The 14,687-nt window shown below is 72.7% G+C and carries 12 protein-coding genes; 6 read left to right on the plus strand and 6 right to left on the minus strand.

The annotated features are described in order from the left end of the window. Positions 1-129: 129 nt before the first annotated feature. The 5 genes from AB0B40_RS20305 to AB0B40_RS20325 form a co-directional block, all read right to left on the minus strand. Positions 130-1,440, minus strand: coding sequence for a DUF58 domain-containing protein (locus AB0B40_RS20305; protein ID WP_362264817.1), 1,311 nt, complete (start codon positions 1,438-1,440; stop codon positions 130-132). After that, positions 1,440-2,429: a MoxR family ATPase gene (locus tag AB0B40_RS20310; RefSeq protein ID WP_362264877.1), complete on the minus strand. Its 990-nt coding sequence runs from the start codon at positions 2,427-2,429 to the stop codon at positions 1,440-1,442. Before AB0B40_RS20310 ends, AB0B40_RS20305 begins: the two co-directional genes overlap by 1 nt. Then, complete coding sequence (locus AB0B40_RS20315; protein ID WP_345058343.1) at positions 2,429-3,640, minus strand: DUF4350 domain-containing protein; 1,212 nt, start codon at positions 3,638-3,640, stop codon at positions 2,429-2,431. Before AB0B40_RS20315 ends, AB0B40_RS20310 begins: the two co-directional genes overlap by 1 nt. Continuing rightward, positions 3,637-4,347: a DUF4129 domain-containing protein gene (locus AB0B40_RS20320; protein WP_345058351.1), complete on the minus strand. Its 711-nt coding sequence runs from the start codon at positions 4,345-4,347 to the stop codon at positions 3,637-3,639. The genes AB0B40_RS20315 and AB0B40_RS20320 overlap by 4 nt, the downstream gene beginning before the upstream one ends. Before the next feature lie 73 nt (positions 4,348-4,420). Further along, the gene (locus tag AB0B40_RS20325) at positions 4,421-5,788 is read right to left on the minus strand and encodes a glycerophosphoryl diester phosphodiesterase membrane domain-containing protein (protein WP_345058341.1); all 1,368 of its coding nucleotides are present in this window, start codon (positions 5,786-5,788) and stop codon (positions 4,421-4,423) included. Positions 5,789-5,928: 140 nt separating this feature from the next. Here AB0B40_RS20325 and mtnA point away from each other — a divergent pair, with 140 nt between their 5' ends. Next, entirely contained in the window at positions 5,929-7,071 is a 1,143-nt protein-coding gene (gene mtnA, locus AB0B40_RS20330; RefSeq protein ID WP_345058339.1) for an S-methyl-5-thioribose-1-phosphate isomerase, read from the plus strand. Between the two features lie 111 nt (positions 7,072-7,182). Here mtnA and AB0B40_RS20335 read toward each other — a convergent pair whose 3' ends face one another. Further along, complete coding sequence (locus tag AB0B40_RS20335) at positions 7,183-7,494, minus strand: DUF6234 family protein (protein ID WP_345058337.1); 312 nt, start codon at positions 7,492-7,494, stop codon at positions 7,183-7,185. A 243-nt stretch (positions 7,495-7,737) separates the two neighbouring features. Here AB0B40_RS20335 and mtrA point away from each other — a divergent pair, with 243 nt between their 5' ends. The 5 genes from mtrA to raiA all read left to right on the plus strand — a co-directional run bounded on the left by mtrA (position 7,738) and on the right by raiA (position 14,588). Next, positions 7,738-8,427, plus strand: a complete 690-nt coding sequence (gene mtrA, locus AB0B40_RS20340; protein ID WP_187279108.1) for a two-component system response regulator MtrA — start codon at positions 7,738-7,740, stop codon at positions 8,425-8,427. A 1-nt stretch (position 8,428) separates the two neighbouring features. Next, positions 8,429-10,540, plus strand: coding sequence for an MtrAB system histidine kinase MtrB (gene mtrB, locus AB0B40_RS20345; protein WP_345058335.1), 2,112 nt, complete (start codon positions 8,429-8,431; stop codon positions 10,538-10,540). Continuing rightward, positions 10,530-12,362 carry an LpqB family beta-propeller domain-containing protein gene (locus AB0B40_RS20350; RefSeq protein ID WP_362264820.1) on the plus strand — a complete coding sequence of 611 codons (1,833 nt, stop codon included), beginning with the start codon at positions 10,530-10,532 and terminating at the stop codon, positions 12,360-12,362. Before mtrB ends, AB0B40_RS20350 begins: the two co-directional genes overlap by 11 nt. A gap of 300 nt (positions 12,363-12,662) precedes the next feature. Beyond that, complete coding sequence (locus AB0B40_RS20355; RefSeq protein WP_362264822.1) at positions 12,663-13,583, plus strand: ComF family protein; 921 nt, start codon at positions 12,663-12,665, stop codon at positions 13,581-13,583. 279 nt (positions 13,584-13,862) lie between these two features. After that, complete coding sequence (gene raiA / locus AB0B40_RS20360) at positions 13,863-14,588, plus strand: ribosome-associated translation inhibitor RaiA (protein WP_345058329.1); 726 nt, start codon at positions 13,863-13,865, stop codon at positions 14,586-14,588. Positions 14,589-14,687: the final 99 nt, after the last annotated feature.

The following is a 14,687-nucleotide window of genomic DNA, read 5'->3' on the forward strand; positions in this document are numbered from 1 at the left end:
CAATTTTTGGGAAAACCCCCGCATCGGGCTGATGCGGGGGTTTTCTGCGTTCCGGCCCCTTTCAATCCTCCTCCTCACAATCTCCCGGCAGCCCCCAAAAGGGACCGGAGAGGCTCCCGCTGCAGCTCCTCAGAGCCGGCCCGCCGCTTTCAATGCCAGATACGCATCCGCAAGCGCCGGCGCCAGATCCTCCGGAGTCGCGTCCACCACCGTCACCCCATGACGGCGAAGCTGTTCAGCGGTGCGACCCCGCTCGCTCTGTGCCTGAGCCGCTGCCGCCGCCTCATACACGGCCTCCGCGTCGCCCCGGCACTGAGCCATACGCGCGATGTGCGGATCCGCCACCGATGCGATCAGAACCGTGTGGCGCTGAGTGAGCTGGGGAAGCACGGGAAGCAGGCCCTGTTCCACCGGTGCCGCGTCCAGCGTCGTGAAAAGCACGATCAGGGAACGCCGAGGTGCGGTGCGCAGGGCGGTGGCGGTGAGGCCACGGGCGTCGGTCTCGACGAGTTCCGGTTCGAGTGCCGCCACCGCGTCGACCAGAGAAGGCAGCACATCGCCGGCCGAGCGGCCCTGGACCAGGGCACGTACCCGGCGGTCGTAGGCCAGCAGGGCCACACGGTCGCCGGCACGGGAAGCCAGGGCCGCGAGCAGCAGGGCCGCGTCCAGGGAAGCGTCCAGACGTGGGGCGTCGCCGACGCGGCCGGCCGAGGTACGGCCGGTGTCCAGGACGAGCAGGATGTGCCGGTCGCGTTCGGGACGCCACGTGCGAACGGCGACGGCGGACTGCCGGGCCGTGGCGCGCCAGTCGATCGATCGGGTGTCGTCTCCGGGGACGTACTCGCGCAGGCTGTCGAATTCCGTGCCCTCACCCCGGGTCAGCACGCTCGTGCGGCCGTCGAGTTCACGCAAGCGTGCGAGCTTCGACGGAAGGTGCTTGCGGCTGGTGAACGGGGGCAGGACCCGTACCGTCCAGGGAACCCTGTGGGTGCCCTGGCGGGCGAGCAGTCCGAGGGGGCCGTAGGAGCGGATGGTCACGCGGTCGGCCTGACGGTCGCCGCGGCGGGTGGGGCGCAGTCGGGTGGTCACGCGTCGGCGTTCGCCCGGGGGCACGGCGATCCGGTGCCGGGACGCCCCGGTTCCGGTGCCCGTCTGCCAGCTGCTCGGCGGCCAGGCGTCCCGCAGCTGGGCCCGCAAGGAGCGGCGGGACGGGTTCGTGATCGTGAGTGTGATGTCCGCGGTGTCACCCAGACGAACGGAGGTGTCGCCGGAGCGGGTGAGCAGCAGACGGCGTACCGGCGCGGCCAGCGCGTAGTCGCAGGCACAGGCCAGGGCCAGGGGGCCGTTGACCGCGAGGATGCCCGTCCAGCCTGGTTCCAGGATGCCGACGGGGATGGAGCCGAGGGCCGCGAGGAGAGCGGCGCGTCCGGTGAGCGCCATCAGCGCGGTACCGGGACGTGGGCGAGGATGGCGTTGATGACCGAGTCGGCGGTTACGCCCTCCATCTCGGCCTCGGGGCGCAGCTGGACGCGATGCCGCAGCGTGGGCAGGGCCAGGGCCTTCACGTCGTCGGGGATGACGTAGTCGCGGCCCGTCAGCCAGGCCCAGGCGCGTGCGGTGGCGAGCAGGGCGGTGGCCCCGCGGGGGGAGACCCCCAGAGTGAGGGAGGGCGACTCCCGGGTGGCGCGGCAGATGTCCACGACGTAGGCGGTGATCTCGGGGGACACGGTCGTCCCGGCCACCGCGGTACGGGCCGCCTCCAGGTCGGAGGCGCCGGCGACGGGGCGTACGCCGGCGGCGCGCAGGTCGCGTGGGTCGAAGCCCGAGGCGTGCCGGGTGAGGACGTCGATCTCGTCCTGCCGGGACGGCAGAGGGATCGTCAGTTTGAGCAGGAAGCGGTCCAGTTGGGCTTCGGGGAGGGGGTAGGTGCCCTCGTACTCGACCGGGTTCTGGGTCGCGGCGACCAGGAACGGTTCGGGGAGTGGGCGAGGCGTGCCGTCGACCGTGACCTGGCGTTCCTCCATGGCTTCCAGCAGCGAGGACTGGGTCTTGGGCGGAGTGCGGTTGATCTCGTCCGCGAGAAGGAGGTTGGTGAAGACCGGGCCGGGCTGGAAGGAGAACTCGGCGGTGCGGGTGTCGTAGACGAGGGAGCCGGTGACGTCGCTCGGCATCAGGTCCGGAGTGAACTGGATACGCTTGGTGTCGAGTTCGAGTGCGGAAGCGAGGGTGCGGACGAGCAACGTTTTCGCGACTCCAGGGACTCCTTCAAGTAGTACGTGTCCGCGGCAGAGGAGGGCGACGACGAGTCCGGTCACGGCGGGGTCCTGGCCGACCACGGCTTTGGCGATCTCGGCGCGCAGGGCTTCCAGGGAGGCTCGGGCGGTGCCCGCGTCCCCGCTCCGCCCGGCGTTGTCAGTGGTCGGGTCCATCATGAATGGCGTACCTCTCTTTCGAGGGCGTCGAGTTGGTCGGTGAGGGCGATGAGGGCCGCGTCGTCGCCGGGCGGCGGTCCGAAGAGGAGGGGGTGCAGGCTCCGTCCGTCGTCCGGGAGGCGGCCGGACAGGGCGGGGAGCAGGGCCTCGGGCGTGTGTGCCTGGGCGAGGGGGACGCCGGCCAGGGGGGCGAGGCGGGTGCGGGTGGCGGCGCGAAGAGCGGCTGCCGCGCGGTCGCGGGCGTCGGCCTTGCGGTAGAGGCGGGCGCGGCCCTCGGTGGTCTCGGAGGCGCGGATCGCGACGGGAAGTTTCTCCGCCACGAGCGGGCCGAAGCGGCGCGCCCGCCAGAAGGCGGCGAGAACTGCCGCGATGAAGAGTTGCAGGGTGGCCCAGAGCCATCCCGAGGGGAGCAGGTCGAAGAGGCTCTTCCGCTCGCTGGTTCCGGCGGCGGAGGCGTCCGAGAGCGAGGGGAGGTACCAGACCAGATGGGGGCGGGAACCGAGAAGCTGAAGGGCGAGGGAGGCGTTGCCCTGCTCGTCGAGGCGGTCGTTGCGGAGGATGTCGGGCGCGCCGAGTACGACGGTGTCGCCGCCTCCGGAGGCCGCGGGGATGCGCAGCAGGGTGGCGAGGCGCTCGCTGGGGTAGCAGGAGTCGGCGTCGAGGTGGGTGGTGGTGTAGCGGAGGCCGCCGGTTTCGGCGGTGCCCGCGCGCCGGGCCTCGGGCAGGGCGCAGTCCGGGGCGAGCGTGGAGTCGTTGCTGGTGGCGGGGTCCGCGGTGACCCCGGGGGCGAGCCGTTCGACGGACCAGCTGCCGGCTGCGACCAGGACGGTACGTCCGCCGGAGGCCGCGGTCGCCGCGTTCAGCTGGGTCTGCTGACGGTGGGTCAGCAGGTCGGGTACGGCGACCAGCAGGGTGGTGTCCGGGCCGGCGGCGGCGCGTGCCCCGCCGAGAGTGGTGACCACGCGCGTGGAGACTCCCCGTTCGTCGAGGAGTTCGGCGACGGCGCGGCTTCCGTAGGGGTCGGCGGAGCGCGGGTCCAGTGCGCCGTGGCGGGCGGTGGAGCGTACGGCGGCCATGGCGACGGCCGCGGCCAGGATCAGGACGACGGCGAGTGCGAGGCCTCGCGTCCGGGTCCACACGTGGCGGCCGGTGGGCGCGGTGGAGGTGGGTGCCGTGGATGGGGTCGTGGGCGTGGCCTCGGTGGTCACTCGGCTGCCCCCTGGCGGCCGCTCCGGGGCGTGTGGGCGGTGCTGTCGGCGAGGGCCGGCGTGGTGCGTTCCAGGTTGCGGTCAAGGTCGGCAAGGCGGTGGTACGACTGCTCACCGGCCCGCCGCCCACCGTATGTGACCTCGTCGAAGTCACGGGCCGCAGCGCGCAGCCGGTCCGAGTGCGCGGGGAGGGCACGGCCGCCCTCGGCGGCTGCTTCGTCGGCGGTGCGGCCGGGGCGTGTGTCGAGCAGGGCCCGTTCCTCCAGGGAGCGGACGATGGCGCGCATGCGCTCCTGGACGGCCTGGTTCCAGTGGCCCTGGGCCGCGTGTGCCTCGCTGGCCGCGCGGTGTTCGGCGGCGCTGCGGGGCCGCTCGTCGAACAGGGCCGCGACGGAGCCGGGCCGGCGTCCGGGGGTGCCGAGGCGCCACCAGAGGGCGGCCGGCACGGCGACGACGAACAGCATCACGACGACCAGTCCCACCGTGCCGCCGGGAGTGGCCGAGGCTGCCGTGTCGAACAACCGGTCGAGCCAGTCCCAGAACGCGTTCAGGGCGCGCTGGAACAGGCTCGGATCGTTCTCGTGGTACATCCGCTTGGACAGCTCGCGCCGGGCCGCGTCCCGCGCGGGATCGCGCGGGATGGTCACCGGCGGCTCGTCGCCCGAGCCGCCGGACGCCAGGACGGCCCGGCCCGTCGCACGCGTCAGCCGTCGTACGACCGTGGCGGCGCCGCCCGACGGGGCGGCGGCCGTGAGAACTGCCCCCGCGAGGATCACCGCATCAGCTCCCGGGGACGGGACCGGGGGCGCCGGTGCCGTAGCCGTGGACGCCGGCTGCGCGGGCCAGTTCGAGGTCGAGGGCCTCGCGGCGGATGCGCTGGTCGATGTAGAGGAGCACGGTCACGCCGGCGCTGATCGGAAGGGTCAGCGTGGTGCCGACCACGGAGCCGATCCCCCGGATGATCAGGAACGTCCAGCCGACGTGTCCGTTGTTGGTGGCGAGGAAGTCGGCCATGCCGTCGCCGCTCATGGCGGCGCCGATGACGGCGAACGGGATGGTCACGACCGCCGAGACGACGCTCGTGATGAGCGCGGCGAGCAGTTGGATGCCGAAGATGCGCCACCAGGAGCCGCGCACCAGTTTGGCGGAGCGGCTCATGGACTTTCCGATGCCCTGTCGTTCCAGCATCAGGGCGGGGGCCGCCAGGTAGTAGCGGACGCCGAGCCATACCGCGACGACGGTGCCGGCGAGGATGCCCAGGGCGAACAGCGCGGACCCGGCGGCGTCGTGGCCCCCGCTGAGCAGGATCAGGAGGCCGGGCAGCGTCCCGGCGACGATCGTTCCGACGACGATCAGTCCGAGCAGGAGGAGCAGGCCGCACAGCTTCGGGAGCTGCGGGCGGGCCTCACGCCAGGCTTCACCGGTGCTGACCGGCTTGCCGAGCACGGCGCGGCTGGTGATGGTGGTGATCAGGGCGGTGGTGACGATGATGGCGGCTGCGGAGATCACCGTGACGAGTCCGGTGCCGATCATGGTGTCGCGCAGCGCACGGAACACCTCGGCGGGTGTGGCGGTCTTGCCGTCGAGAGCAGTCCGGCCGAGCGCGTCGTTGAGGACGAGGCCCTGCAGGAGGACCAGGCTGATCTCGGTGAGCAGGGCGACTGCCAGCGAGATACCGAGGACCGAGCGCCAGTAGGTGCGCATGGTGGAGACGGCGCCGTCGAGGATTTCGCCGACGCCGAGCGGCCGCAAGGGGATGACACCGGGTTTGGCGGCGGGCGGCGGACCGCCCCAGCCGCCGCCCCAGGCCGGGTAACCGCCGTGACCGGTGGGCGGCGGCCCGGCGTATCCGCCGCCGTATCCGCCGGGGCCCGGTCCGCCGGGGTGGCCGCCCCAGCCCGGGCCGGGCGGCGGGGGCGGTGGGGTCAGGTCGGGGCTGGGGGCACCGGTGGGCGCCGGCCACTGGCCGGGTGGCGGCTGCTCCTTGGACCACTTCACGCCTGGGCCCTGTGTGTCCGCGCCCGGTTGCGGCGCGGGCTCGGCGGGGCCGGGGCGGTCGGCGGGCTCGGCGGGTCCGGACGTACCGGGTTCCCGCCCCTCGGACGACGGGGAGGATCCGGGCGAGGCCCAGCCCGGAGTGTCTGTCATCGAAGCTCCTTCTCGGTGCCCGTCCGCGGTCGCGGCGGCAGGTTGGCAGCCATCGTGCCATGTGCTGGTCACCCGGGGACTGGCCACGGTGACGGCCCGACTCCTTCAATTGTCCGCCGGATCCGGGGCAGACTGACGGCATGGCTGACCAGCAGGCGCGAACCGGTGGGGACAAGCGGCCGACCGAGATACCGGCGATCCGATGGGAGGAACCACCAGAAGGCCCGGTACTGGTCCTTCTTGATCAGACGAGACTCCCGGCCGAAGAGGTCGAGTTGGTGTGCACGGACGCGTCGGCGCTGGTGGAGGCGATCCGTTCGCTCGCCGTGCGCGGGGCACCGTTGCTCGGGATCGCGGGGGCGTACGGCGTCGCGCTCGCCGCCGCGCGGGGCTTCGAGGTGTCAGAGGCGGCGCGGGCGCTCGAAGGGGCCAGGCCCACCGCGGTGAACCTGTCCGTCGGGGTGCGCCGTGCCGAGGCCGCGCATCAGGCGGAGCTCGTCAGGACCGGCGACCCGGCCGCCGCCGCGGTGGCGGCACTGGCCGCGGCGCGGGCGCTGCACCGGGAGGATGCCGAGGCCAGCACACGCATGGCGGCCCATGGTCTGGCGCTTCTGGACGAGCTGCTGCCCGGTGGCGGGCACCGGATCCTGACCCACTGCAATTCCGGATCGCTGGTCTCGGGGGGTGAGGGCACGGCCTTCGCGGTGGCTCTCGCCGCGCACCGGGTGGGGCGGCTGCGGCGGCTGTGGGTGGACGAGACACGTCCGCTGCTCCAGGGCGCTCGCCTGACGGCGTACGAGGCGGCCCGTACCGGCATGGCGTACACGCTGCTCACCGACAACGCGGCGGGTTCGCTGTTCGCGGCGGGTGAGGTGGACGCGGTGCTGGTCGGGGCGGACCGGATCGCGGCGGACGGTTCGGTGGCGAACAAGGTGGGGAGCTATCCGCTCGCCGTGCTCGCCCGGTACCACCACGTGCCGTTCATCGTGGTGGCGCCGGTGACGACGGTCGACCCTGACACCCCGGACGGGGCGTCCATCGAGGTCGAACAGCGCCCCGGCTATGAGGTGACCGAGCTCATGGCTGTCCAGGGTCCGGTGGCGGGGGCCGGCGGCGGGATGCCGGTGGCACCGCTGGGGACCCAGGCGTACAACCCGGCGTTCGACGTGACGCCGCCCGAGCTGGTGACGGCCATCGTCACCGAGGAGGGAGTTGTTTCCCCGGTGACTGCTGAGGCTCTCGCCCAGCTGTGTGCCAGGACGGGCCAGGTGGCGACCAGCTGACGGGCGGGGTCGGGCTCGGCCGCCGCAGACGGCCTCTCTCCTCGCGGTGACGCGCCGGGGAGGGGCCGCCGGACCGCGGTGGGCCGGGGCCCGGCCCCGTGCGCGGGTGCCTCAGCCGCCGGACGCGGAGTGGGCGAGGAGCCCGGCTCCGGCGCCCAGGACGACCAGCTGCACGATGCCCGGGATCCGCCAGCGCAGGGCGAGGAGGCCGCCGCCTGTGACGATCGCGCCGCCGGCCAGAAGCCACGTCCCTTGCAGCGCCACCTCGGGCGCACCGGGTGGATTGCCGCTGTCGTAGGCGTCGGCCCAGCTCGACATGCCGTAGCTGAGCGCCAGCCAGGCGATGACCATCAGGTCGAGGACGGCCAGGGCGAAGGCGACCCCCACCTGCCGGCCGGTCGACGGTCTGTTGCCGCGCTCCATGTCCACCACCGTTCCCGTGAGCGGGCGAGCGTCCCGCGCTGCCGCCCAGCATGCTGTTCCGGCGGGCACCGCACATGAGCACGGCTACTCAGACGGGCCAGGGCCGGTGTCCGTCACTGGCCTCGACACCCACGTCGGCATCGACGTCGGCGGACGGGGGCAGACAGTGACGGCTCCGTACGACTATCGTCACGGGCCAGTGAGGTGCCTCACCTGGGCCTCTGTCGTCGTTACGAGAATGGGATGATGTCGTTTATGAAGGGACGAGTCCTTGTCGTCGACGACGACACCGCACTGGCCGAGATGCTCGGCATCGTGTTGCGTGGTGAAGGTTTTGAGCCGTCTTTCGTAGCCGACGGCGACAAGGCGCTGGCCGCTTTCCGTGAGAGCAAGCCCGACCTGGTGCTGCTCGACCTGATGCTGCCCGGGCGGGACGGCATCGAGGTGTGCCGGCTGATCCGGGCGGAGTCCGGGGTGCCGATCGTGATGCTCACGGCCAAGAGCGACACCGTCGATGTCGTCGTGGGCCTGGAGTCGGGCGCGGACGACTACATCGTCAAGCCGTTCAAGCCGAAGGAGCTGGTGGCGCGGATCCGGGCGCGGCTGCGCAGGTCGGAGGAGCCGGCGCCGGAGCAGCTCACCATCGGTGACCTGGTCATCGACGTCGCCGGGCACTCGGTGAAGCGGGACGGTCAGTCGATCGCGCTGACGCCGCTGGAGTTCGACCTGCTGGTCGCCCTCGCGCGCAAGCCCTGGCAGGTTTTCACGCGCGAGGTGCTGCTGGAGCAGGTGTGGGGCTACCGGCACGCGGCTGACACGCGCCTGGTCAACGTGCACGTCCAGCGGTTGCGCTCCAAGGTCGAGAAGGACCCGGAGCGGCCGGAGATCGTGGTGACCGTCCGTGGTGTCGGTTACAAGGCAGGACCGAGCTGACATGTCCGGGGACAGCGCCGCTTCGGCTTCCGGCGGGCCCGGGACCCGGTCGGGGCGGCCTGTCGGCCGGGCGGCGGGCGCGCGCTTGAGGAGGCTGGCCGAGGGTGGGCTGCTGCGGGGCGGGGTCCAGGGCAGTCCGGTCCTGAGGCTGTTCCTGCGCTGGGTGCGCCGTCCGCTGCTGCCGGTGATGCGGTTGTGGCGGCGCAACATCCAGCTCAGGGTCGTCGCCACCACGCTGGTGATGTCGCTGGGTGTCGTTCTGCTGCTGGGCTTCGTCGTGATCGGGCAGGTGCGCAACGGCCTGCTGGACGCGAAGGTGAGGGCGTCGCAGAGCCAGGCCACGGGCGGCTTCGCGGTGGCCAAGCAGCGGGCCGACGAGGCGGCCTCCGGGACGGGCGCCGCCGGCGGGGCAGGTCCCGGTGACGGCACGGCGACCGTGGACGGGCGGCAGTCGCAGAACGTCATCCAGTGGATGAGTGACCTCGTGGAGTCGTTGTCCAGCGGTGGCGCGGGCGCCTTCGACGTGGTGACGCTGCCCGTGGGCGACGACAGCGGCGGCGGACGCAGTCCGCGTGGCTCCGGCAACGTCAACCCGACCTCCAGCGTGCCCGCCGACCTGCGCGAGCGGGTCAACAGCGGGACGACGGCCGTGCAGAGCAACACGCGGATCAGCTACTTCGGCGGCAAGGAGTCGCAGCCGGGCCTGGTCATCGGCAAGCAGGTCAACGACCCCAACGGCCGGCCGTACGAGTTGTACTACCTCTTCCCGCTCACGCAGGAGGAGAAGTCCCTGAGCCTGGTCAAGGGCACCCTCGCCACCGCGGGACTGTTCGTCGTGGTCCTGCTCGGCGCCATCGCCTGGCTGGTGGTGCGGCAGGTCGTCACACCGGTGCGGATGGCGGCCGGGATCGCGGAGCGGCTGTCCGCCGGGCGGCTGCAGGAGCGGATGAAGGTCACCGGCGAGGACGACATCGCGCGCCTGGGCGAGGCCTTCAACAAGATGGCGCAGAACCTCCAGGTGAAGATCCAGCAGATGGAGGACCTGTCGCGGATGCAGCGGCGGTTCGTCTCCGACGTCTCGCACGAGCTGCGCACCCCGCTGACCACCGTCCGGATGGCCGCGGACGTCATCCACGAGGCGCGCGAGGACTTCGACCCGGTGACCGCGCGGTCGGCCGAACTGCTCGCCGACCAGCTGGACCGGTTCGAGTCGCTGCTCGCGGACCTGCTGGAGATCAGCCGTTTCGACGCCGGCGCCGCGGCGCTGGAGGCGGAGCCGATAGACCTCAGGGAGGTCGTCCGGCGGGTGGTGAGCGGTGCCGAGCCGCTCGCCGAGCGCAAGGGCACGCACCTGCGCGTGGTCGGGGACCAGCAGCCCGTCGTGGCCGAGGCGGACGCCCGGCGTGTGGAGCGCGTGCTGCGCAACCTCGTCGTCAACGCCGTCGAGCACGGCGAGGGCAAGGACGTCGTCGTCAAGCTGGCCGCCGCGGGCGGGGCCGTGGCCGTCGCGGTGCGGGACTACGGCGTCGGCCTGAAGCCCGGTGAGGCCACCCGGGTCTTCAGCCGCTTCTGGCGGGCCGACCCGGCACGCGCGCGGACCACGGGAGGTACCGGCCTCGGGCTGTCGATCGCCCTGGAGGACGCGCGGCTGCACGGCGGCTGGCTGCAGGCGTGGGGTGAGCCGGGCGGCGGTTCCCAGTTCCGCCTGACGCTGCCCAGGACCGCGGACGAGCCGCTGCGGGGCTCGCCCATACCGCTGGAGCCCAAGGACTCGCGCCGCAACCGCGGCCTGGAGGACGCCGGGCTGCCGCGCGGGGGGGATGAGGAGAAGCGGGCCACCGTTCCGGTCCAGCAGGCCGGTGCTCAGGCGTCCGCGCTGCCGTCGCGGGCGCAGATCGCGCCGCGGCTGCCCGCCGCGAGCCCGGCCGCCGATCCGACCGCCCTGCCCGGCAACGGCAACGGCGCGCGCGTGGTGTCCCGGCCCGCCGGTGGCGTACCGCGTCCGGGGGAGGGGCCGGCCGGGCGTCCGGCGTCCGAGACGAACGAGGACCGGCCGGAGGCCGGCTCGCCGGAGGGCTCGACCGAGCCAGGGGAGGCATTTCGTGGCCGCTGACCGCACGGGGGACGCACGGCGGCGGCCGGGGCGCGCGGTGGCGTACGCCGCCTTGGGCGCCGTACTGCTGGCCGGTTGCGCCTCGATGCCCGACAGCGGGGACCTGCGGGATGTGGTGTCCACGCCGCGGCAGGACACCGGCGTCCGGGTGTTCGCCATGCCGCCGGCCGACGGTGCCGGCCCGGGGGAGATCATGCAAGGCTTCCTCGAGGCGCTGACCAGCGACGATCCGCAGTACGACACGGCCCGCAAGTACCTGACGACGGACGCGGCGCGCACCTGGCGGCCGGAGCGGTCGACCACCGTCCTCGCGAACGGGCCGAGCATCGAGACGGACTGCGGCCCGGGCGGCCGGGAGGAGACCAACAGCGTCACCTGTGTGCTGGCCGGCAGCCGGGTCGCCACGGTCGACGCGCAGCAGGCGTACCAGCCCGCGGGGGGTTCCTACCGCGAGAAGCTGCACCTCACGAAGGACCACAAGAGCGGGCAGTGGCGCATCGACGGACTGCCCGACGGCGTCGTCATGGGCAAGTCGGACTTCCAGCGGAACTACACGCCGGTCGACAAGTACTACTTCGCCTCCGACACGGCGGTCGGGGCGAGCGGTCAGCCGGTGACGGTCGCCGACCCGGTGTTCGTGCGCGGCAAGGTGGACGCGATGACCCAGATGGTCCGTTCGCTGCTGAAGGGGCCCACCGCCTGGCTCGGACCGGTGGTCAGGTCCAGTTTCCCGACCGGTACGGCGCTGCGGAAGGGCGTGTCCGGGCTCGCTCCGGACGACCAGAACAGGCTGACCGTCCCGCTGAACCTCAAGGCGTCCCGGGTCGCGGCGGGCAAGTGCACCGAGATGGCGACGCAGATGCTGTTCACCCTGCGGAACCTCGCGCCGACGCTGGAGTCCGTCGAGCTGCTGGGCACCGGCGACGACCGGCTGTGCGAACTGACCGACGAACGCGCCGAGTCCGAGGCCTGGCACGGGTCGTCCAAGCGTCCCGAGTACGTGTACTTCATCGACGGCAAGCGCCGGGTGGTACGGATGCCGACCGCGAGCACCGGAACCGGCTCCGTGCCGGTGCCCGGTCCGCTGGGCGAGGGCGGCAAGGGGCTGCGGTCGGTGGCGGTGTCGCGGGACGAGCACACCGCGGCCGGGGTCGGTGACGAGGGCAGATCGCTGTACGTGACCTCGCTGGCGTCGGGTGGTTCCTTCGACGAGCCGCTGGTGACCAGCGCCGGCGCGACCCCCGCCGACCGGCTGACCACCCCGAGCTGGGACGCCCGTGGCGACCTGTGGGTGGCTGACAGCGACCCGCACCGCACCCGCCTGTTCGTTCTGCAGCAGGGGGTCGGCAAACCGGAGCGGGTCGCCGTCCCGGACCTGTCCGGCCAGATCAAGGACGCGCGAGTGGCCGCCGACGGGGCGCGGATCGCGCTGGTCGTCGAGAAGGACGGCAAGCAGTCCCTGTTCATCGGCAGGATCCAGCGCGACGACGGGACCGGGCAGGGCATCTCGGTGGACGGACTCAGGTCGGCCACACCGGACCTGGAGAAGGTCAGCGCCATCTCCTGGGCCGGGGACAGCAGGCTGCTGGTCGGGGGCCAGGAGCAGGGGGGCGTGCAGCAGATGCGGTACGTCCAGGTCGACGGATCCACGCTGGACGGTCCCGCACCGGGCGCGCTCACGAGCGTCAAGGCGATCGCCGCGTCCGAGGACGAGCGGGCGCCGCTGGTGGCCTACTCGGAGGACGGGATCGTACGGCTGCCGTCCGGGGCGCAGTGGCAGAAGGTCGACAAGGACGGGACGGCGCCGGTCTATCCGGGCTGACCGCGGGCGGGCCGTCGGTCCCCTCTGCGACGGCGCGGCCGCGCGCCGCCTGTGCCTCCCCGGCCCGCCTGTGCTCTCCTCGGCCCGCCTGCGCTCTCGGCGGCTGCCTGTGCCCGCGCCGGCCGCCCGTTCCCGTGCTCTCCCGTGCCCGGCCGGGGGCCGCCCTGCCCAGTTGGGAGCCGCGCGTCGTGCGGGGTGCTCCGGGTTCGTGCGGGGTGCTCCGGGTTCGACAGGCCGTTGTCCACAGGCCGTTGTCCACAGGGGTGGCCGGTCGGCGGGCGCAGGGGCACAGTGGTGGTCATGCGGGGGTGGTGGCAGGACCTCACCGACCTGGTGCTTCCGGCCGACTGCGCGGGCTGCGGCGCACCTCGTACGGCGCTCTGCCCGCGGTGCCGGGCCACGCTGGACGGGAGCGTGCCGCGGCGGGCGCGGCCGGAGCCGGAGCCGGCCGGGCTGCCGGTGGTGCACGCGGTGGCTCCGTACGCGGCGGAGGTACGTGCCCTGCTGCTCGCCCACAAGGAGCGGGGCGCGCTGGCACTCGCGGGAACGCTGGGCACGGCGCTGGCAGGAGCCGTGCGGGCGGGCCTGGGCGCGGGCGGCGGTGTCGGCGTCGGTCCCGCTCGCGACACCCGTGCCGGTGCCGGTGCCGGTGCCGGTGCCGGGGTGGCCGGGTGGTCGTGGCGGGGGCCCGTGCTGCTGGTTCCCGTCCCCTCCGCCCGATGGGCCGTGCGGGCGCGTGGGCACGATCCGGTGCGGCGGATGGCGCTCGCGGCGGCCGGGGAGTTGCGGCGCACCGGGACGCCGGCCCGGGTGGCGGCCGTGCTGCGTCAACGGCGGGCCGTGGCGGACCAGGCTGGGCTGGACGCGCGGCGGCGCCGGGAGAACCTCGCCGGGGCGTTGGAGGTGACCGAGGCAGGCGGCCGGCTGCTCGGCACGGGCCGCGTGGTGCTGGTCGACGACCTCATGACGACGGGTGCCAGCCTCGCGGAGGCGGCGCGGGCCCTGCGGGAAGCGGCGGTATCCCGTCGTGATCACAGAACGGTCGTGTATCGGGCCATAACCCGGGAAGGTAGGGAGGAACGAAGGATCGGCGTACGGCCGGAGGGGAAGGAGTGGATGCATGGTGCATCGGAAAAGAGGGCCCCGAACGCGCACGGGCGGATGCTCCAAGCCGCTGTGATCGCCGCTCCTCGCGATTCTTTCGAAATAGACAGGAACTGACCGCCGACCTGCATCGTTGCAGGTGGTGAGAGGGGAAATTCACTTGAACGGAGGTACGCCGCAGTAGAGGGTGACGACATCCGTCCGGGCGAGATATGTTCGGTTGTGAGGAAAAGGCGCAGGCCACACCTCACATATCCGAATGCCGTGCTGCGGGTTTGTGCAATCACCCGCGCCGGTGGGGTGGAGATCTCGCCCATGGGGGAGGAGGAGGTGGAAGTCACCGAGTCCGAGGTCCGGTGATCACCGGACCGGGTGCGAAAGGGAGACGCTCCGCCGATGCAGCGGAGCGATCCGGGAACGGAGTTCTGCGTGGACATCGTCGTCAAGGGCCGCAAGACCGAGGTGCCTGAGCGGTTCCGCAAGCACGTGGCCGAGAAGCTGAAGCTGGAGAAGATCCAGAGGCTCGATGCCAAGGTGATCAGCCTCGACGTCGAGGTGTCCAAGGAGCCGAACCCCCGACAGGCCGACCGCTGCGACCGAGTGGAGATCACGCTCCGCTCCCGCGGTCCGGTGATCCGGGCGGAGGCAGCGGCCAGTGACCCGTACGCCGCACTCGACATGGCGGCGGAAAAGCTGGATGCCCGGCTGCGCAAGCAGCACGACAAGCGGTTCTCGCGCCGAGGGGCGCGTCGGATCCCGGCGGCGGAGGTCGCCGACCACGTCCCGGACGCGGCGACACTCAACGGCAACGGCGTCCCCGTCCACGACGAGGACGCGGACGGAGTGCCGACCAAGAAGATCGGCTCGCTGGAGGTCAAGGGCGAAGGGCCCCTCGTCGTCCGCGAGAAGACCCACGTCGCCTCCCCGATGAGCCTCGACCAGGCCCTCTACGAGATGGAACTGGTCGGCCACGACTTCTACTTGTTCGTCGACTCCGAGACGAAGGAGCCGAGCGTCGTCTACCGGCGACACGCCTACGACTACGGCGTGATCCACCTCAGCACGGACCCCATGGTCACTGAGGCGCAGGCCCCCGCGGCGGGTGGCACGCTGGGCGGCTGACCCGCCCGGCCGAAGCTGAGCCGGTGCCCCTGGAGCGTGTGTGCGCCCCCAGGGGCACCGGTGTGCGACCACTTCGCGCCCCGCGCGTCACCCCGGTGT

The sequence above is a fragment of the Streptomyces sp. NPDC042638 genome (genome assembly GCF_040647235.1).
GTDB classification, from domain to species: domain Bacteria; phylum Actinomycetota; class Actinomycetes; order Streptomycetales; family Streptomycetaceae; genus Streptomyces; species Streptomyces rameus.

Bases quoted from the DNA above. Each gene is read 5' to 3' on its own strand.
- AB0B40_RS20305 (WP_362264817.1), bottom strand. From the start codon at position 1,440: ATGGCGCTCACCGGACGCGCCGCTCTCCTCGCGGCCCTCGGCTCCATC.
- AB0B40_RS20310 (WP_362264877.1), bottom strand. From the start codon at position 2,429: ATGGACCCGACCACTGACAACGCCGGGCGGAGCGGGGACGCGGGCACC.
- AB0B40_RS20325 (WP_345058341.1), bottom strand. From the start codon at position 5,788: ATGACAGACACTCCGGGCTGGGCCTCGCCCGGATCCTCCCCGTCGTCC.
- mtnA (WP_345058339.1), top strand. From the start codon at position 5,929: ATGGCTGACCAGCAGGCGCGAACCGGTGGGGACAAGCGGCCGACCGAG.
- AB0B40_RS20335 (WP_345058337.1), bottom strand. From the start codon at position 7,494: ATGGAGCGCGGCAACAGACCGTCGACCGGCCGGCAGGTGGGGGTCGCC.
- mtrA (WP_187279108.1), top strand. From the start codon at position 7,738: ATGATGTCGTTTATGAAGGGACGAGTCCTTGTCGTCGACGACGACACC.
- mtrB (WP_345058335.1), top strand. From the start codon at position 8,429: ATGTCCGGGGACAGCGCCGCTTCGGCTTCCGGCGGGCCCGGGACCCGG.
- AB0B40_RS20355 (WP_362264822.1), top strand. From the start codon at position 12,663: ATGCGGGGGTGGTGGCAGGACCTCACCGACCTGGTGCTTCCGGCCGAC.
- raiA (WP_345058329.1), top strand. From the start codon at position 13,863: ATGCAGCGGAGCGATCCGGGAACGGAGTTCTGCGTGGACATCGTCGTC.